We start from the raw sequence: 17,626 nt of genomic DNA on the forward strand, positions 1-17,626 counted from the left end.
GGCGTTATTGTGCATCCTGCTAAGACGTTACTCCGTTAACTTCTCCGTTGAGGATAATCACACAAGATGAAATACGTACAAAACACCGCTATCGTTATGGCCGCCGTTGCCGTCATCCTGACCATGGCGGGTTATGTTTTTTCGTCACCGTTATACTCGACCAACGGCCTCTGCCTGGCGGATGGCGGGCTTAACAGCGTGTCGGATATCTGCCCGCTGCATCGCATTGCCGCAACACCCGTGGTGACCCCGGATAGCAAAATGACGGCCAAAGCCATCATCGGGTTAAATGCGGATGTGATTCCCCACGCCTTTGGCGCCCTCTCCTGATTCCTGCTGCGCGGCCCCAAATCTCTTTGGGGCCGCGCATCATCCCTTTTACAAATAAGTTCGCAGAAACTCCGACAGACAGAGGATCGCCATCGCCTGGCCATAGGGCATGGAGGTCAGCGGAATATTGCGATAGAAGTCGAGACTGCTGCCCATGCCGGTGCCAAACGAGACCTGCAGCAGCTCGCCATCCGGCGAAATATTGGCGATCACGCCCTGAATCGCCTTTTCCGCCACCGGGGCATACGCCTTATCGATATAGCGCTTACGCACCGCCTTCAGAATGCCGTAGGCAAAGCCCGCAGTGGCGGAAGCCTCAAGGTAGGAGTTGGGATCGTCCAGCAGCGTGTGCCACAGACCGCTCTTATCCTGACACTGCGCCAGCGCCGCCACCTGGCTTTCCAGCACCTGAATCAGATAGCGGCGCACCGCGTTATTTTCTGGCAGATCCACCAGCTCCAGAAAATCCGGGATCACCATGGTCAACCAGCTATTGCCGCGGGCCCAGCGCGCCCGCGCAAAGTTGTGGTTACCTTCAAAACTCCAGCCGTGGAACCAGAGCCCTGTTTCCCTGTCCATCAGATACTGAACGTGCATCAGGAACTGATAGGTCGCCTCCTCCACATACTCCGGGCGATTGAGCAACTTGCCGATCTTAACCAGCGGCAGTACCGTCATCATCAGGGTGTCGTCCCACATCTGCTGGTGGTTCTCTTCCGCCAGCGTAATATGCTGCATACCGCCGTGTTCGGTGCGCGGCATCTCAGACATCGCCCACTCAGCCCAGCTATCCAGCCAGGGCAGCAGCGTCTGATCGCCAGTCTCTTCATAGCGGTACGCCAGGGTCAGAAACGGCGCCATGGTATTGACGTTTTTGGTGGTGGCTCCCTCAGCGAAGCGGTCGGCGAACCATCGGTCCACGATATCGCGCATTTTGGCATCGCCGGTCTGGTGATAATACTGCCAGATGCCGTACAGCCCTACGCCGTGAGTCCACTCCCAACCGGCCCAGCCTTTGGTATCGATCACCCGACCATCATCCAGACGCAGCAGGAACTCCCCGGTTTCGTCGTGAATATTCACCAGATTGTCCGTCACCTTATGGATCAGGCTTTTCAGCTCGTCGCGAGCGATAAAACGGGCCGGCTGGCGCAGCAGCGGACTGTGTTTTACAGGATAAACAATCATCAACTTAACCTCTGTTTAACGTCGAATTTATGGGCGTCGCCGCTGCATTATTCAGCTTCGGTGCCGCAGGTTTATTGCGGTTCAGGTAACCAATATTGTTATTGCCCCACAGAGCGTCGTAGGGGAGCCCCGCCAGCATTTCGACGGTAGCGCGCGCTTGCGGTGTAACATTTTCCGGTGTGGTACGGCCCGCGATGCGCATTTTCTCAGTCTCTTCACGCAGGATGCTGTGGGTTTTCAGGTCGAGCTTAAAGCGCAGGGAGATCAGGAAGCCTATCGCCAGTACCGCAATGGTGCCCACACTCAGAACCATCAGGATGGTATGGCTCACCGCTGGCGGCTGGGTACTTTGACCGGAAACAAAACCAGAAAGCTGCATCACAATGCCCACCAGCATCACGGCACCGGCCTGGGAGGCTTTACGGGTCAGGGTCATAATGCCGGCGAAGATCCCTTCGCGACGTTGACCGGTGATCACCTCATCCACGTCGGCGATATAGGTATAGGTGTTCCAGGGTACATAGTTGATGCCGCCGCGGCCCAGGCCCGCCAGAGCGGAAACCAGTACCAGCAGCGAGAAGATATCGCTCATACCGGCATACCACAGCACCGCATAAGAGAGCGAACTCAGACCAAACAGCACCACCACCATGCGATACGAGGGAGCCGGTCCGAAGCGGATACAGAGCGGGATCATGGCGATAACCGACACAAACTGCATGATAGCCATGGTGCCCAGCAGATTAGAGGCCACGGTGGCGCTCTGCATCAGTACGAAGACCACATAGTAGGTGAAGACCGCGTTAAACACGTCCTGGGCGATATAACCACCGAGATACATCCCCAGATGCTGGCGAAAAATGCGGATACGTAACGTGGAACTCAGTTCGGTCGTCAGACGCTTCAGGGTCTGGCGCAGCGTCAGCCCTTTTTTCTCTTCCTCGGCGCGCAACTGCGCCTCTGTCCACTCTTCCCTGGGTCGTTCCCAGGTATAGAACCAGACCAGCGTCAGGACAATGGCGCAAATGGTAGAGAAAACCAGGCTTGCATAGAAGAAGGAGACGGCATTATCCTTGCCAAACAGACTCAGCAGTACGCCCGGCAGGAAGGCGGCAAGAATGGCCGACAGCTGGGCCAGGGCAATACGGGCACCGGAAAATTTGGTCTTCTGTTTGAAGTCATCGGTCATCTCTGGCACCAGGGTTTCATAGGGCACCAGGATCATGGTGTAGACCACATCGAACACCAGGTAGGTCAGCAGATAATACCAGTAGTTCATCTCCCCGACCCACATCAGGCTGTAGCTAAAGACGCAGGGAATACCGAGCAGAATAAAGAATTTGCGGCGCCCAAAGCGCTTACCCAACCAGGTGGAGCCAAAGTTATCGGTCAGAAAGCCCATCAATGGGCTGACCACCGCGTCCAGCACGCGCGCCATGGCGAATATAAAGGTCGCCTCTATCGGCGACAAACCACAGAAGGTGGTATAGAAATAGAGTAGCCATGCAGCGGTAAGCGCGGTGGTTCCGGCACCGAGGAAGTCACCAGAACCGTAGGCGAGGTAGTTAACCAGTCCAATCTTTCTTGTTTTCATTGCCATCACCCTTCACTGTTTTTTGTCGTCAACCGACATGAGGGAATCCCTTACCCTGCTAAAGTACCGGCGATTTCCGCGATCAAACCTTTCTGTTTTTGCCAGCCGCGCAGCCACGCTGGCAAAAATGCAAAGAGTGCCACCATCGGCTTCACTGATTTATAAAACAGTGGTTTGCTTTTATCAAAATCGGTGTTTTGAAATGGGGGAAAGGCCAGGGAATGGCGGGAAAAATAAGACAAAAACCGGGGGAACATCACGCTATACTGCAGACGTAAAAAAGCCCCGGGTAATGGGGCAAACGGATGGGCGAACCAGAAAAAGCCCTGCCGAAGTGAAAAGCGCTATCACGCTCGGGTCGACTTTAAATTCGCCCATTGAGTGAAATAACGCTCCGCGGTACTAATACTTTGTTCAGCCATATCGCGTGATACCATGACATCGGTAATATGATAATCCGCTTTATTTCTGGCCTCTCGCATCTGCTTAAGGCTATATCCCAGCCCCTGTAAATCGCGTTTCCGAAAAGGCTCGCCTTTGCACTCGGCAGGCGTAATCATATAGCCGATAAGATTACCGTGATGATTGCAGGTATATTCAGGAACACAGTTCAGACTTTGCATCGCCTCATGGAACATCGCGTAATATGCCCTTGATATGGCACTTCTTAGCGACGCTTCATCATCCTGTATGCACAACTGCCTGGCGATATAAAGGAAATCACGACTGTTTATCGCCATAGAGCCTCCCTTTACGCCAGATCGCCGGTGAAGAGAAGTAAGCAATCAACTCACAGTCGTCTAACGCAGACTCATCACAGACCGCCTCAGCCAGAGAAAAATTCATATCCGCCACTGTTGCCGGATCCTTATTAAAAACCTCAACAACATAGCACGGACAATCACCCCGACTTATCTCAGCGAAGTCAGTCTGTGCCGAATATTCTCTGGTCACTCTGGAGACTATCTTCATTAACAACTGGAATTGCCCCCGGGTACAACAACCCACCGGTACACGAGCATCACCAAAGGTTATTTCCTGATGTTCCACCATGCTTTTTTTCTCCTTCCCTGATAATCCATTACCGCCACGCGTTGCCAGCGAAATCCTATCCAGGCGGCGATAAAATCGTCAATCGCTATCCTGGATTAAAATCGCGTTGTGGAAGGCATATCGCAACCTGCTGTGCCCTGATGTAAAAAAGCCCCGACCAGCGGGGCAAACGGACTAACGAACCGGAAAGGCTCCGGCTAAAGGCATACCGCGCATCCTGCGCGGGAGAGGTTAAGGTTATTACAGCTCTCTGAGCAGTGCGAAGGCCTGAGGTACCTGCCCTTCACTGACCACAAAAGCACACAGCTTCTGGGCCTGGTCGAAACCTTTGGCGATCAGCCCTTCCGGCCCTGTAGAAATCTGCCAGTTAAGGTCGTTTCGCCGTGTTTCCCCCGCCAGCTGTAAGGGCAGTTCCGGGGTTTTGATTTTCACCAGCATCGCTGGCAGCTTCAGGCTGGCATTCTGACCGAGTAGATTTTTCGCCAGGGTCATGGCGCCCAGCAGTATTGGTTGCAGAAATGGCATCAGGCGGCCATTGATTTCGGCACAGTCACCCAGCGCATAGATATGCTCCCGGGAGGTACGCAGCCCGTCGTCCACCACAATCCCCTGATTCACCGTCAGACCGGCGCGTCGCGCCAGATCGCTGTTAGCATGCAGACCAATAGCGGAAATCGCTTCATCCACTTCCAGTACCCTGCCGCTGGCCAGGCGAACTTCCAGCCCGGTTGCGCCGCGCTCAAGCATCAATAGTTGCTGACCGGTAAGAATCTCAATCCCCATGGCGCTGAGCTTATGCTGCAGACGCCCGCTCACTTCCGGCGGCAGTAGCGAAGCCAGCAGGCTGGGGCTGTTATCAACCACGGTCACCTGCTTACCGGCGCGGCAGAAATCCATCGCCAGTTCACAGCCAATCAAACCACCACCAAGAATCATGACCCGACGGGCATCTATCAGCCGCGACTCACAGGCGCGGTACTCCTGCTGGCTGTTAAGGGTCAGCAACAGCTCCCGCCCCTCGACTGGCGGCAGACGCGCCGACGAGCCGGTGGCCAGCACCAGGCTGTCGTAGTGCCACTGCTGACCGTTGCCTTTAACCACCCGGTTATCGGCATCGATATCCGTAACCCAGGTGTCCGGCACCAGCCGCAGGTTAAACTGTTCGGCGAATTCTCCTGCGCGCTGACGGGTCATTTCGTCCGCCCGCTGCCCCTGACTCATCACATGGCTGAGATCGGGCTTGTTGTACTCATCGATGCTGTCAGCGGCAATCAGGGTCAGCGGCACCCCGGCATCGAGCTTACGGATACTTTTGACCAGTTGTCGGGCCGCGAAGCCCGACCCGATAATGACGATACCCTGACTCATTTTGCCTCCGAAGCCAGTACATCGAAAACATCTTTACCCAGCGAACATTCGGGGCACAGGAAGTTATCCGGCACCTCGCTCCAGGGCGTGCCCGGCTCAACGCCCTGCATCGGTTCGCCCTGCTCGGGATCGTAGATCCACTGGCAGACGCTGCACTGCATACGCGGCCCCAGGTCGGCGCAACCGACACTTGCCGACTGCTCCGGCTCGCTGCTGGCGCTTTCCGCCGTCGGGACGCTGGCGGTCTGAGGCAGCGGAGACAAGGCCCACTGGCGGGCGATTTCCCGGCCGTGCTCGCGGCACAGCGCCAGCGCGTCGACGTCCGGGCGCCATTTGGCCTTCAGGCTCAGGGACATTTCAAAACCGGCATCCTGCAAACGGGTAGAGAGCCGGTCCACCGCACCGCCGCTCCAGCCGTGGGAACCAAAGGCGCTGGCGCGTTTGTTACGGAAACGAAGACCGGTCATCTCTTCTACCAGACCCGCGATTTTCGGCATCATCACGTTGTTCATGGTCGAGGTGCCCGCCAGTACCCCTTTAGAGCGGAAGACATTGGTCAAAATTTCGTTTTTGTCGTGACGCGCCACGTTGAAGATTTTCACCGCCACGCGTGGATCCACTTCGTTAATTCCCTGTGCGATAGCGTCGGCCATCATGCGGGTATTGTTGGACATAGTGTCGTAGAAGATGGTGATGCGATCTTCCTGGTAGTCTGCCGCCCACTTCAGATACAACTCAACGATCTGGGTCGGATTATCGCGCCATACCACGCCGTGAGAGGTGGCAATCATATCTACCGGCAGGTTAAAGCCGAGGATTTCAGTAATTTTCGGCGTCACCAAGCGGCTGAACGGCGTCAGGATGTTGGCGTAGTAGCGCTGGCACTGCTCAAACAGCTCAGCCTGGTCTACTTCGTCGTTGAACAGGTGTTCGTCACAGTAGTGCTGACCGAAGGCGTCGTTGCTGAACAGCACTGCATCGCCGGTCATGTAGGTCATCATGCTGTCCGGCCAGTGCAGCATCGGGGTTTCAACGAAGATTAGCTGTTTGCCATTACCGATATCCAGAGTATCGCCGGTTTTCACTACATTGAAGTTCCACTCCGGGTGATGATGATGGCCGGTAATGGAATCCACGCCGTTGGCGGTACAGTAGATCGGCGTATTGGGGATAGCGGCCATCAGCTCAGAGAGCGCACCCGCGTGATCCTCTTCGGCGTGGTTAATAATGATATAATCGATCTTCTCAAGGTCGATTTCCGCGCGCAGGTTCTGCACGAATTCACGGCTAAATTTGTGGTCAACGGTGTCGATAAGGACGTTTTTTTCTTCGCGGATCAGGTAGCTGTTGTAGCTGCTGCCTTTCAGGGTTTTGTATTCGGTGCCGTGAAAATCACGCACTTCCCAGTCACGCTGCCCGACCCAGTGGATGTTGTTCTTAACGTGAATAGCCATTGTTAACCTCGATCAATGATGTACTGACAAATAAGTGTGTTGTCTGTCATATATCAGGATCCGTGCCAACTTTTTAATTTATTGATTTATGAAGATAATTTATTTTTAGACAATTTTTTGATTGTCATAGTGACTATACCTATAATTGTCATATTGACATCCAATACAGTCATAATGACGACAAGGGACAATCGATGAGCCTCTCCGTTAATCTACTGGCGAAAATCGCTATTGAGCTCCAGAACGGCATCAGTCAGGAAAACCGCTTCCAGCGGCTGATTAGCACCCTGCGTGAAGTGCTGGACTGCGACGCCTGCGCCCTGCTGCGCTACGAGCAGCAACAGTTCCGGCCACTGGCCATCGACGGCCTCTCTCCCGACGTATTGGGGAGACGCTTTGCCCTGGAAGCACATCCACGCCTGGAGGCTATCGCCCGCGCCGGGGATGTGGTGCGCTTCCCGGCGGACAGCACACTGCCCGATCCTTACGACGGACTGATCCCGGACCAGGAGGTACTGAAAGTGCACGCCTGCGTGGGGTTGCCGCTGTTCGCCAGCCAGACGCTGATCGGCGCCCTGACCATGGACGGCATGAACCCGACCCAGTTCGACACCTTTAGCGATGAGGAGCTGCGGCTTATCGCCGTACTGGCGGCCGGCGCCCTGAATAACGCCCTGTTGATTGAACAACTGGAAAACCACGATGTTCTGCCCGCGCCCCATCAGGGAAGCAAAGCCCCGGATAGCGAGATGATCGGCCTGTCACCGGGCATGATGCAGCTTAAGAAAGAGATTGAGATTGTCGCCCCTTCCGATCTCAACGTACTGATTAGCGGCGAAACTGGCACCGGGAAGGAACTGGTGGCCCGCGCCATCCACCGGGCTTCGACGCGTGCGGAAAAGCCGCTGGTCTATCTGAACTGCGCCGCGCTGCCGGAAAGCGTGGCGGAAAGCGAACTGTTCGGCCACGTGAAAGGCGCCTTCACCGGCGCTATCAGCAATCGCAGCGGTAAATTCGAAATGGCCCACGAGGGCACGCTGTTTCTGGATGAGATCGGCGAGCTTTCTTTGCCATTGCAGGCCAAACTGCTGCGGGTGCTGCAGTACGGCGATATCCAGCGGGTGGGAGACGATCGCAGCCTGCGGGTCGATGTACGGGTCCTGGCCGCCACCAATCGCGACCTTAAGCAGGAGGTGTTGGACGGCAACTTCCGCGCCGATCTGTTCCACCGCCTGAGTGTATTCCCGGTGTCGGTCCCGGCGCTGCGCGAGCGCGGCGACGATATCGCCCTGCTGGCTGGTTTTTTCTGCGAGCAGAGCCGCCAGCGTCTGGGTCTGACCCAGGTAGTGCTGAGCCAGGGAGCGCTTCAGCGCCTGCTGCACTACGGCTGGCCTGGCAATATCCGCGAACTGGAACATGCGATTTATCGCGCCATCGTACTGGCCAGAGCCACCGGCTCCGGCAGCGAGGTGGTGCTGGAGCCCGGCCATTTCGCGCTTAACGACCCGTCTCATTCCCCGACTTCTCTGGCACCGGTTGTCAGCATCCAAGAGCCTGCGCCCCTGGGGCTGTCGCTGCGCGATGCCACCGACGACTTCCAGCGTCGCGCTGTGCGCCAGGCCCTGACGCACAGCCACGGCAACTGGGCAGCCGCGGCCAGAGAGCTCGATGTCAATGTCGCCAACCTGCACCGGTTAGCTAAGCGGCTGGGAATTAAATAACGGTGAACATTTTATGCCAGATAGCCCATTCCCCCTGTTATTCCGCCGAAAATAGACCAGACTTTAAGGAGTGAAGCGACGCGTAAGGCAGGAGGCATTATGAGCTGGCGTCATCTTCTGGTCGCCGTGGCGGCGACCCCGGAAAGCGATCGACTGGTGGAAAAAGCGGTCGAACTGGCGCGCCCGTCGGGGGCGCAGATTACGCTGTTAACGGTCACGGCGGATCCGGAACTCTATAATCAGATGGCGGCGCCAATGCTCGGTAGCCTGCGGGAACTGCTGCGCGAAGAGAGCCAGATGTTTCTGGATGGATTATGCCAACGAGCGGGGTATCCCATTGCGAAGACGCTTATCGCCAGCGGCGAACTCAGCGAATATCTGCGCCATCTGTGTCAGCACAGCGATATCGATCTTATTATCTACGGCAACCATAATCAGAATCTCTTCGGCAAGGCGCTCTGTTCGGCCCGTTCGGTGGTGGCGACCAGCTGCGTGGATGTGCTGCTGGTCGCGCTGAACTAGCGTTTAACCCCCGCCATCGCCGTGATGGCGTCCGGTCGCCGTATCCGTAGCTGACTACGGGGAATAACCGCCTTTAGGTCCCGCACAAAACTGCGCTGCCAGTGGTTGATATCATTAGACTTCACCACTTCCAGCATCTCGCCGTGGCGCGCCAGGCGTTCGGCCAGCGGCATGGTTAGCGCCCGGTGCATCGCGCTGGCGACATCGTCCCTGTCGTAAGGATTGACGATTAGCGCCGAGGTTAACTCCTGAGCGGCGCCGGCAAACTCAGAGAGCACCAGCACCCCGGGGTTTTCCGGATCCTGCGCCGCGACGTACTCCTTAGCCACCAGGTTCATACCGTCGCGCAGCGGCGTCACCAGCCCCACATCGGCGTGGCGGAACACCTTCATCAACAGACGTCGTTCAAAGTGCTGGTTCAGGTAATAGAGCGGCGTCCAGCCCAGTTGTCCGTACTTGCCGTTAATCCGCCCAGCCTCGGTCTCCAGTTGGTGACGAATATCCTGATAGGCCTGAACATCGCCGCGCGAGGTGGGCGCTATCTGGGTATAGCGGATATTGCCCCGGTGCTGCGGGTAGTTTTCCAGCAGCGCCTCAAAGGCCTGGAAGCGTTCCGGCAATCCTTTGGAGTAGTCCAGACGCTCTACCGAAAAGATATTGCGGATGTTACCCAGCTCCTGCTTAAGCTCCACCAGCCTGGGCGGCAGCGGTTCCGCCGCCTGTTCGGCGATCTCATCCGGCTCAATGCCGATGGGATAAACCGCAGTACGGAACGAGCGGCCCCAGGCGCTGTGCTGATGCGAGCCAACATGAGTCAGCCGGGTCTGGCTGGCGACGCTTTCAAGGAACGCCAGCCGGTCCCCTTCGGTCTGAAAGCCCAGCAGATCGTAATCACACATACGCTGTAGCAGTTCGGTATGGGGCGGCAGCGCGTTAAAGATCTCCGGCGTCGGGAAAGGTATATGCAAAAAGAAGCCGATGCGGTTGTCCACGCCGCGCTGGCGCAGTTCGCTGGCGAAAGGCAGCAGATGGTAGTCATGCACCCACAGGGTATCATCGGGCTCCACCAGCGGACGCAGCTTTTCCGCCAGGATGCCGTTAACCTCCAGGTAGCCCTGCCAGGCCTCACGCTGAAACTTGACCAGATCGAGCCGGTAGTGGAATGCGGGCCACAGTACTGCATTGGAAAACTGACAGTAATACTGTTCGTAATGCTGCTCGCTCAGATGAAACGAGGCCCAGGTAATATTACCGCTGGTCTCCTGCTGTAGCGGCGCCTCTTCATCGCCGGTTTCACCACTCCAGCCAAACCAGAGACCTCCCGATGATTTCAACGCACCGAGAATGCCTACAGCCAGCCCGCCAGCGCTGCACTTTCTGTCATCCGGCGTTGCGATACGGTTAGAGACTACGACTAAACGACTCATGACCTGACCTCCTCATGGTGAAATTATCGTTTTGCTGCCCGTTCTGGCTGACAACCTGCGCCAGCCAGCGATGCACCTCGCCCACGCCGGACAGACGAAGCTGCGCCCGGGTTTCTCCCTCCCCGACTTTAATACTTATCCCATGCAGCCGGTTGACGACATCGAACCCGCTTTCATCGGTTAAATCATCGCCAACAAACAGCGGTCTGCGGCCGTTAAACGGCGATTCGCTCATAAAGGCCTCGATAGCCGCGCCTTTATTGACCGCCTGCGCTTTAATCTCTACCACACACTTGCCGGGCTGAAGCACCAGCGCCGGATGCTGAGCCACTACCCCCTGGGCCAGCGCCATCACGGCTGCGGCATGCTGAGGCGCCTGGCGATAGTGCAGCGCAAAAGCCGCGCCTTTGTTTTCAAGCCAGGTATCCTCAAGGGGGGAAAGCCCGTGGGTCAGGCTTTCCTGTAGTCTCGCGACCAGTGCGGGTGCGAGTTCGAAACGGTGGGTCTTACCATGGATATCACGGCGTTCTGCGCCATGCACGCCCGCCAGCGGTAAACGCAGCGGAGCAGCCAGCTCATCCAGCTCGACTATGGAGCGCCCTGAAATCAATGCCACAGCCCCCTGTGTCAATTCTGCCAACTGCCCCAACAGCTGGCGAACTGGCTCCGGAATAAAGACCTGCTCCGGGCGCGGCTGAATCTCTGCCAGGGTACCGTCTAAATCGAAGAAAAAGCCGAAATGGCCAGGAATGAGGGGCGGTACAGATGAATCGTCAGTCACCTTCTGTCTCCTCCTTATGTGATATGGATGATAAGCCAAGCGTTACCTTTGATTATCATTCAACCATGTAAGTATAGACAGCATGGCAAAGCTCGCCATAATTGATTATAGCCTCAGGGCGCGGTGTGTCTGACGTTACGCTTTCAAATAAAAGAAAATCCCCGCCGGAAAGGGCCAGGGATTGATAACTTTTCGCTATGGTTCAGTCCCTGCGTCGCGCAGGGCTGCCGGGCGCGGCGTCACGTCCGGCCCCATATTCCATCATTGACTCCGTTTAAGGCACCAGCAGTACTTTGATGGATTCGCCGCTGGCCGCCATGGCAAATCCCTGCTCCCACTGTTCCAGCGGCAGGGTATGGGTGACCACCCCTTCGGCCGTAAACAGCTTGCGGGCAAAAAAGTTGATCACCGTTTCATAGCAATGGGGACCAAGGTGCGAACCGCGCACTTCCAGCTCTTTACGATCCCCGATGATCGACCAGTCCACCGTGGTCTCTTCGCCAAAAACGCTGAATTCCACATAGCGCCCGAGCTTGCGGATCATCTGCAGCCCCTGCTTTACCCCTGCCGGGTTACCGGTCGCTTCGATATACACATCGCAGCCGTAGCCGTCGGTCAGTTGCTTCACTTTACTGATGGCATCCTCTTCCAGCGGGTTAATCACCAGATCGGCCCCCAGCTTACGTGCCAGCTCCAGCCGTGCCGGTACCGTATCCAGTACGATAAACAGTTTAGGGTTTTTCAGGCGCGTTGCCTGGATCATCCCCAGCCCCAGCGGTCCGGCGCCAGCCAGCACCACCACATCATTAAATTCGATGGTGGCGCGGTTTACCGCATGCACCGCGCAGGCGAAAGGTTCGATCAGCGCGCACTCCTCGTGGGTCAGACTGTCGGGGATACGGTGCACCCGGCTGTTGGGCTTAAAGATCATGTAATCCGCCATACCGCCATCGGCGTCTTCGCGCTGGAAGCCGTAGATGTCGTGCTTTTCGCACATCCAGTATTTGCCATCCTGACAGAAGCGGCACTTGTTGCAGGGCACGATCTGCTCGGCGATCACCCGCTCCCCCACTTTGACGTTAAAGTGTTCCAGCGCTCCGGGACCGTAACCCACCACGGTGCCATAGAATTCATGTCCCACCACCACCGGCGTTTTGACCCAGGCGGGCTGGCTGTCGCTGCCCCAGTACATGGGCGCGCCGTGGTGGCAGTGCACATCGGACGCGCAGATGCCGCAGGCGCCCACCTTAACCAACAGTTCGTTGGAACCCGGCTCCGGCAGCGGCGCCCGCTCCAGGCGATAATCTTTCGGGCCATGATTCACCAGACGTTTAATCTCTTTGGGTAAGTTTTGCATGGTTGCTCTCTCCGGGAATGTTAACGTTAACATTTATCGATAAAAAGTAGGGGCGCGCACGCCCCGGTTATTTAGCGTCGCTTCATCGAGCTCATCCAGATAGCGGCAAGGATGATGGCACCTTTAATCACATTCTGAACGTAGGGGGAGACTCCCATCAGATTGAGGCCGTTATTGAGTACCCCCAGCATCATCGCCCCGACCAGGGTACCGATAATCGCTCCCCTGCCCCCGGCGATGGCGGCACCGCCCAGCACCACGGCGGCGATGGCGTCCAGTTCGAAACCTTCACCGGCGTTGGGTTGTCCGCTCATCAGGCGCGAGCTGAGCACCAGTCCGGCCAGCGCCGCGGTAAAACCGCTAATCACGTAAACCAGCAGCCGCACTCGCGGTACCTGAATACCGCTCAGGCGCGCCGCCTCGACGTTACCGCCCACCGAATAGAGATGGCGACCAAAGGGCATATGATTAAGGACTAACCAGGCCAGCAGATAGACCAGCAGCATCACCAGAATCGGTACCTGGATCCCAAACAGCGTGCCGCGCCCCAGCCAGGAGAAGGCGTCCGGCAGACCAGAAATCGGGTAGCCGCCGGTGTAAATCAGCCCCAGGCCGCGGGCGATGCCCATGGTCGCCAGGGTGACGATAATCGGCGGCATCCGCAGCCAGGCGATACAGCTGCCGTTAATGGCGCCAAAAGCGGCGCCCACCGCCAGACCGGCCAGCATCGCCAGCGGCACCGGCACGCCAGCCACCATCAGCCCGGCGGCAACGGTGCCGGAAAGCGCCATCACCGGCCCCACCGACAGATCGATACCGCCGCTCAGAATGGCGCAGGTCATCCCCACGGCGATAATGGCGTTGATCGACACCTGGCGCGCCACGTTGGTCAGGTTATTGGCGGTCAGAAAGTTATCGTTAATAAAGATCATCAGCACAAACAGCACAATAAAGCCGATGAACGGCAGAAATGCCGGATGATGAAGGCAGCGGTCCAGCCGACTGCGCGTCGCAGGCCGCGTTCCCTGAACGCCCTGAGACTGTGGAAGCGTACTCATGATGCATTCCCCGTAGCCTGTAACATAATGGTGCCGGCATCGATCTCCGGCCCGCTCAGCTCTGCAGCGACTTCACCGCCGCGAAATACCAGTACCCGATCGCATACCCCAATCACCTCCGGCAGTTCCGATGAGATCATGATGATGGCGATCCCCTTGCGGGTAAGCTGACGCATCAGCTGGTAGATTTCAGCCTTGGCCCCCACGTCGATTCCGCGGGTCGGCTCATCGAAAATCAGCACCCGACAGTCGTGATTCAGCCAGCGGGCGATCACCACCTTCTGCTGATTGCCGCCGCTCAGGGTATTCACTTCGGTATCGGCATCCGGCGTGCGCACCCCGACCCGCTCAATCAGTTTTGCCACCTGCGAGCGGTCCTCTGCGCCGTGTACAAACCAGCGCAGCCAGCGGGCGTTTTTGTTCAGGGTGATATTGCGCGCCACGCTGAATGACAGCACCAGACCGCCGGTTTTACGGCTTTCCGGCAGCAGACCTATGCCCTGGGCCAGCGCGTCAGCCGGGCTGCGCAGCCGAATCTCCCGGCCGTTAAGCCGCACCGTTTTACGCCAGCAGGGGCGCGCGCCAATGAGTGCTTCGACAGTTTCTGTGCGCCCGGAGCCCACCAGACCGGCAAAGCCGAGAATTTCGCCAGGATGTAGCTGAAATTCGATGGGCCGGGCTCCGCGACCGGGCTGGAGCGAGGCTTCCAGCAGCGTGGTCGCGGTATCTACCGGATGATCCTTCGGCGGAAAGGTCTGCTCCACGCGCCGCCCGACCATCATCTCCACCAGCCGGGCGCTGTCAGTCTCCGGGGTGGTCACCGTGCCGATATAACCGCCGTCCCGCAGTACCGTGACCGCGTCACAAACGCTGAAAATCTCCTCCAGATGGTGGGAAATAAACACCATTCCCACTCCCATCAGTTGCAGATCGCGCATCACGCTAAACAGGTGTTCCGCCTCGCCGGGGGTCAGTGTGGCGGTGGGTTCGTCCAGCACCAGAATACGCGCCTCCAGCGCCAGCGCCTTGGCGATTTCGACGAACTGCTGCTGGGCTACGCTCAGACTTTCGACCGGCACGCCGGGATCGATAGCGATACCCAACCTCTTAAAGATGGCGGCGGTACGGGTTCGCATCGCCCGCCGGTCCAGAAGCCCCAGTGGGGTGCGCAGTTCGCGATTCAGGAAGATATTCTCCACCGTGTTCAGCTCGGGAATCAGCGAAAACTCCTGAAAGATAATGCCGACCCCGGCATCGATGGCATCGCGGTAGCTGCGAAAGCGCTGGACCCGGCCATCGATGCGGATCTCGCCGCCGTCGGGCTGGTAGATGCCGCACAGCACCTTCATCAGGGTCGATTTCCCGGCGCCGTTCTCTCCCAGCAGGGCGTGGATCTCCCCCGCTTTCAGGGTGAAGTGAATATCATCCAGCGCCCGTACCCCGGGGAAGGATTTATGGATGCCGGTCAGTTGCAGTAACGGTTCCATCAGCACTCTCCCGCCGCTTTACCAGCTGAAATCTTTGCCGTTATCTTTGGTAATTAATTTCACGTCCAGCGGCACGGTTTTCGGTACCTGGCTGCCCCAGTGCTTCGCCAGCGCCACGCCGATACCCAGCCGCACCATATCGCGCGGGTACTGCGCCGACGTGGCGATAAACGGTGAGTTGGGTTTCATAATCTCCTTGATGGCTTCCGGATGACCGTCCACGCTCACCAGTTTGATGCTGGCGCCGTTAGCCTGGATGGCCGACAGCGCGCCAAGGGCGCCGACGTCGTTGACGCTAAACAGACCGGCGAGATCCGGATTGCCCTGCAGCATGTTTTCAGTCACGGTCATCGCGGTGTCGCGTTCCTGACGCCCGTTCTGTTTGGTCACGATCTCAATATCGGGATACTTCTTCATCGCCGCTTCAAAACCTTTTACCCGCTCAAGAATCGGCACTACCGGAATCCCGTCGAGAATGGCGACTTTGCCCTTACCGCCCAGCGCTTTAGCCAGATATTCCCCGGACTTAAAGCCTGCATCGTAGTTTTTGGAACCGACAAAGGCGTCGATGGGCCCCTGAGCCTGAGCGTCGATGGCGATCACCACCACTCCAGCCTTCTTCGCTTCATTAACGGCCGATTCCACGCCCACGGAATCTGCGGGATTGATCAGCAAAATGTCGATTTTCTTTTGCAGCATATCTTCGATGTCGTTGATCTGTTTGGAGACATCGTGGCGGGCATCGGCGGTAATCACCTGGGCGTTAATCTCCCCCGCCGCCTGGTCCAGCGCTTCTTTCATGGTGACAAAGTAGGCGTTGTTCATCTCCTGAAACGACATGCCGATGGTCAGCGGCTTTGCCATGGCTACAGTGGAAAAGCCAAACAGGGCCGCTGCGGCACAAAGCGCGCCGATGCGTTGCATGATGTGAGTCATAGGGTGCTCCCGGTATTGTAGGGTCTATCGTTGTTATGAGAGGCGCACGCCAAAAATGTTAACGTCAACATTTAAAATGAGATCGTTAACAGCACATTGAATGGCTATCTGCCGCTCTGTTATTACTGCCTGTCTGTATATCGATCAAAAGTTAAGCACAGGTGAAGATAACGTCAACATCTCGAATGCACGAAAACATGAAACCCCGAAGTGCGTCACAATTTATTAACACACTCTGTGACGCGCTAAGAGAGAAAGGGAACAATAAGTTGATTTTTCAGACGTTTTTCAGAAAGCCATTAATCATGACCCGGGCCTCGAACGGCTGACGTTCAATCGCGGCAAACATATTTTCGGAAACCAGCTTCGCCCACTGGTTATTGTCGTGCCAGATATGGGGAATGAGCACCCGGTAGTCCTCGGCGCAGGGCACTTCGTCGATAGAGATAAATCCCAGGTCCTGAAAATCCCAGCGCAGCGCCACGTGCACCGCCGCCAGGGTGATCATACCATTCAGCCCAACGATGCAGTCGTAGTGCTCGTTGACCGTGGAAAACCAGGATTGCAGCATCGCTTTGGCGTTTTCGTAGCGGTAGTCGCTGTAGAAGTAGCGGACGTTCACCTCCGGACCCAGACCGCTGCGGATCCCGGCAATGCGGTGCTGGGTAATGTGCGAATGCTCATTGCCGCCCACCACCAGAATATTGCGATACCCCTTGCGGTTCACCGCCTCGGCCACCAGCTCGCCGGCACGGCTGTTGTTCAGAAACACCGCCGGGAGCCGACTGTCGAACTGGCGATCCAACTGAATCAGCGGGGTACCCGAATTGAGTACCACGTCGATATGACTGGTGTCGTAGCGCTCGGAATCCTCCACCACCGACAGCACAATCCCCGCCGCCTTGTAGCTGACCAGAGTACTCAGCGCCCGGGCTTCGGTCTGGCGGTTGCCGTTGGTGGTAAAGATCATCACCGAATAGCCGCGGGCATCCGCCAGCCGACACAACGCCTTGATGATATGGGCATAGACCATGTTGAAGGTATCGTCAGTGACCACACCGATAATCCGGCTGCGGCTGGACTTAATGCTGCGGGCAAAAGCGTTGGGCACGTAGTTGAGCTGACGCGCCGCCGCCAGAATGCGCTCCCGGGTTTCCGGGCGCACCTTCTCCGGGGCGGTAAAGGTGCGTGACACGGTAATGTTGGTGACGCCAGCCAGCCTGGCGATATCTTTGATGGTGGCCGCTTTCGGCGCTTTTCCGGTCATTCAGTGACTGCCCGCAGGGGAAAGATTCACCCATAGTAGCAGCTTTTAGCGCCAGTGTTGACGGTAACACTGGCGCCAGATTG

General features: G+C 57.2%; 17 protein-coding genes. 3 read left to right on the forward strand and 14 right to left on the reverse strand.

Annotated features, from left to right (window positions below):
* The first annotated feature begins 66 nt into the window (after positions 1–66).
* Complete coding sequence (locus FEM41_RS20510) at positions 67–330, forward strand: hypothetical protein (protein WP_138098023.1); 264 nt, start codon at positions 67–69, stop codon at positions 328–330.
* A gap of 48 nt (positions 331–378) precedes the next feature.
* On the opposite strand, the gene bglB is transcribed toward FEM41_RS20510, so the two are convergent.
* The 7 genes from bglB to norV all read right to left on the reverse strand — a co-directional run bounded on the left by bglB (position 379) and on the right by norV (position 6,987).
* Positions 379–1,518, reverse strand: coding sequence for a beta-galactosidase BglB (gene bglB / locus FEM41_RS20515; protein WP_138098024.1), 1,140 nt, complete (start codon positions 1,516–1,518; stop codon positions 379–381).
* Positions 1,519–1,522: 4 nt separating this feature from the next.
* Positions 1,523–3,112: an MFS transporter gene (locus FEM41_RS20520; protein WP_138098025.1), complete on the reverse strand. Its 1,590-nt coding sequence runs from the start codon at positions 3,110–3,112 to the stop codon at positions 1,523–1,525.
* A gap of 50 nt (positions 3,113–3,162) precedes the next feature.
* Positions 3,163–3,372, reverse strand: a complete 210-nt coding sequence (locus FEM41_RS20525; protein ID WP_138098026.1) for a hypothetical protein — start codon at positions 3,370–3,372, stop codon at positions 3,163–3,165.
* A gap of 87 nt (positions 3,373–3,459) precedes the next feature.
* On the reverse strand, positions 3,460–3,852 hold the full coding sequence (locus FEM41_RS20530; protein WP_138098027.1) for a hypothetical protein: 393 nt from the start codon (positions 3,850–3,852) through the stop codon (positions 3,460–3,462).
* Positions 3,833–4,165 (reverse strand): hypothetical protein, encoded by a 333-nt coding sequence (locus FEM41_RS20535; RefSeq protein ID WP_138098028.1) that lies wholly within the window; start codon positions 4,163–4,165, stop codon positions 3,833–3,835. Before FEM41_RS20535 ends, FEM41_RS20530 begins: the two co-directional genes overlap by 20 nt.
* A 240-nt stretch (positions 4,166–4,405) precedes the next feature.
* Positions 4,406–5,533 carry an NADH:flavorubredoxin reductase NorW gene (norW, locus tag FEM41_RS20540; protein WP_138098029.1) on the reverse strand — a complete coding sequence of 376 codons (1,128 nt, stop codon included), beginning with the start codon at positions 5,531–5,533 and terminating at the stop codon, positions 4,406–4,408.
* Positions 5,530–6,987, reverse strand: coding sequence for an anaerobic nitric oxide reductase flavorubredoxin (gene norV, locus FEM41_RS20545; protein WP_138098030.1), 1,458 nt, complete (start codon positions 6,985–6,987; stop codon positions 5,530–5,532). The genes norW and norV overlap by 4 nt, the downstream gene beginning before the upstream one ends.
* A 194-nt stretch (positions 6,988–7,181) precedes the next feature.
* Between norV and norR the strand changes: the two genes are divergently transcribed.
* Both norR and uspC read left to right on the forward strand, forming a co-directional pair.
* A complete protein-coding gene (gene norR / locus FEM41_RS20550) occupies positions 7,182–8,708 on the forward strand; it encodes a nitric oxide reductase transcriptional regulator NorR (protein WP_138098031.1) in 1,527 nt (508 codons plus the stop codon).
* A gap of 99 nt (positions 8,709–8,807) precedes the next feature.
* Entirely contained in the window at positions 8,808–9,230 is a 423-nt protein-coding gene (gene uspC, locus FEM41_RS20555) for a universal stress protein UspC (protein WP_138098032.1), read from the forward strand.
* On the opposite strand, the gene otsA is transcribed toward uspC, so the two are convergent.
* The 7 genes from otsA to FEM41_RS20590 all read right to left on the reverse strand — a co-directional run bounded on the left by otsA (position 9,227) and on the right by FEM41_RS20590 (position 17,543).
* Positions 9,227–10,657, reverse strand: a complete 1,431-nt coding sequence (gene otsA, locus FEM41_RS20560) for an alpha,alpha-trehalose-phosphate synthase (RefSeq protein ID WP_138098033.1) — start codon at positions 10,655–10,657, stop codon at positions 9,227–9,229. The two genes, uspC and otsA, sit on opposite strands and share 4 nt — an antisense overlap.
* On the reverse strand, positions 10,632–11,438 hold the full coding sequence (otsB, locus tag FEM41_RS20565) for a trehalose-phosphatase (protein WP_138098034.1): 807 nt from the start codon (positions 11,436–11,438) through the stop codon (positions 10,632–10,634). The genes otsA and otsB overlap by 26 nt, the downstream gene beginning before the upstream one ends.
* 274 nt (positions 11,439–11,712) lie before the next feature.
* Complete coding sequence (locus FEM41_RS20570; RefSeq protein ID WP_138098035.1) at positions 11,713–12,795, reverse strand: alcohol dehydrogenase catalytic domain-containing protein; 1,083 nt, start codon at positions 12,793–12,795, stop codon at positions 11,713–11,715.
* Between the two features lie 71 nt (positions 12,796–12,866).
* Positions 12,867–13,853, reverse strand: coding sequence for an ABC transporter permease (locus tag FEM41_RS20575; protein WP_138098036.1), 987 nt, complete (start codon positions 13,851–13,853; stop codon positions 12,867–12,869).
* Positions 13,850–15,340: a sugar ABC transporter ATP-binding protein gene (locus tag FEM41_RS20580; RefSeq protein ID WP_138098037.1), complete on the reverse strand. Its 1,491-nt coding sequence runs from the start codon at positions 15,338–15,340 to the stop codon at positions 13,850–13,852. Before FEM41_RS20580 ends, FEM41_RS20575 begins: the two co-directional genes overlap by 4 nt.
* 18 nt (positions 15,341–15,358) lie before the next feature.
* Positions 15,359–16,276, reverse strand: coding sequence for an ABC transporter substrate-binding protein (locus FEM41_RS20585; protein WP_138098038.1), 918 nt, complete (start codon positions 16,274–16,276; stop codon positions 15,359–15,361).
* Between the two features lie 277 nt (positions 16,277–16,553).
* Positions 16,554–17,543 carry a LacI family DNA-binding transcriptional regulator gene (locus tag FEM41_RS20590; RefSeq protein WP_138098039.1) on the reverse strand — a complete coding sequence of 330 codons (990 nt, stop codon included), beginning with the start codon at positions 17,541–17,543 and terminating at the stop codon, positions 16,554–16,556.
* Between the last annotated feature and the right edge of the window lie 83 nt (positions 17,544–17,626).

Source organism: Jejubacter calystegiae (genome assembly GCF_005671395.1).
Lineage (GTDB): Bacteria > Pseudomonadota > Gammaproteobacteria > Enterobacterales > Enterobacteriaceae > Jejubacter > Jejubacter calystegiae.

What these genes read in the sequence shown, in the direction of transcription:
- FEM41_RS20510 (WP_138098023.1), top strand. Translation starts at nt 67, where the DNA reads ATGAAATACGTACAAAACACCGCTATCGTTATGGCCGCCGTTGCCGTC.
- bglB (WP_138098024.1), bottom strand. Translation starts at nt 1,518, where the DNA reads ATGATTGTTTATCCTGTAAAACACAGTCCGCTGCTGCGCCAGCCGGCC.
- FEM41_RS20520 (WP_138098025.1), bottom strand. Translation starts at nt 3,112, where the DNA reads ATGAAAACAAGAAAGATTGGACTGGTTAACTACCTCGCCTACGGTTCT.
- FEM41_RS20530 (WP_138098027.1), bottom strand. Translation starts at nt 3,852, where the DNA reads ATGGCGATAAACAGTCGTGATTTCCTTTATATCGCCAGGCAGTTGTGC.
- FEM41_RS20535 (WP_138098028.1), bottom strand. Translation starts at nt 4,165, where the DNA reads ATGGTGGAACATCAGGAAATAACCTTTGGTGATGCTCGTGTACCGGTG.
- norW (WP_138098029.1), bottom strand. Translation starts at nt 5,533, where the DNA reads ATGAGTCAGGGTATCGTCATTATCGGGTCGGGCTTCGCGGCCCGACAA.
- norV (WP_138098030.1), bottom strand. Translation starts at nt 6,987, where the DNA reads ATGGCTATTCACGTTAAGAACAACATCCACTGGGTCGGGCAGCGTGAC.
- norR (WP_138098031.1), top strand. Translation starts at nt 7,182, where the DNA reads ATGAGCCTCTCCGTTAATCTACTGGCGAAAATCGCTATTGAGCTCCAG.
- uspC (WP_138098032.1), top strand. Translation starts at nt 8,808, where the DNA reads ATGAGCTGGCGTCATCTTCTGGTCGCCGTGGCGGCGACCCCGGAAAGC.
- otsA (WP_138098033.1), bottom strand. Translation starts at nt 10,657, where the DNA reads ATGAGTCGTTTAGTCGTAGTCTCTAACCGTATCGCAACGCCGGATGAC.
- FEM41_RS20570 (WP_138098035.1), bottom strand. Translation starts at nt 12,795, where the DNA reads ATGCAAAACTTACCCAAAGAGATTAAACGTCTGGTGAATCATGGCCCG.
- FEM41_RS20575 (WP_138098036.1), bottom strand. Translation starts at nt 13,853, where the DNA reads ATGAGTACGCTTCCACAGTCTCAGGGCGTTCAGGGAACGCGGCCTGCG.
- FEM41_RS20580 (WP_138098037.1), bottom strand. Translation starts at nt 15,340, where the DNA reads ATGGAACCGTTACTGCAACTGACCGGCATCCATAAATCCTTCCCCGGG.
- FEM41_RS20585 (WP_138098038.1), bottom strand. Translation starts at nt 16,276, where the DNA reads ATGACTCACATCATGCAACGCATCGGCGCGCTTTGTGCCGCAGCGGCC.
- FEM41_RS20590 (WP_138098039.1), bottom strand. Translation starts at nt 17,543, where the DNA reads ATGACCGGAAAAGCGCCGAAAGCGGCCACCATCAAAGATATCGCCAGG.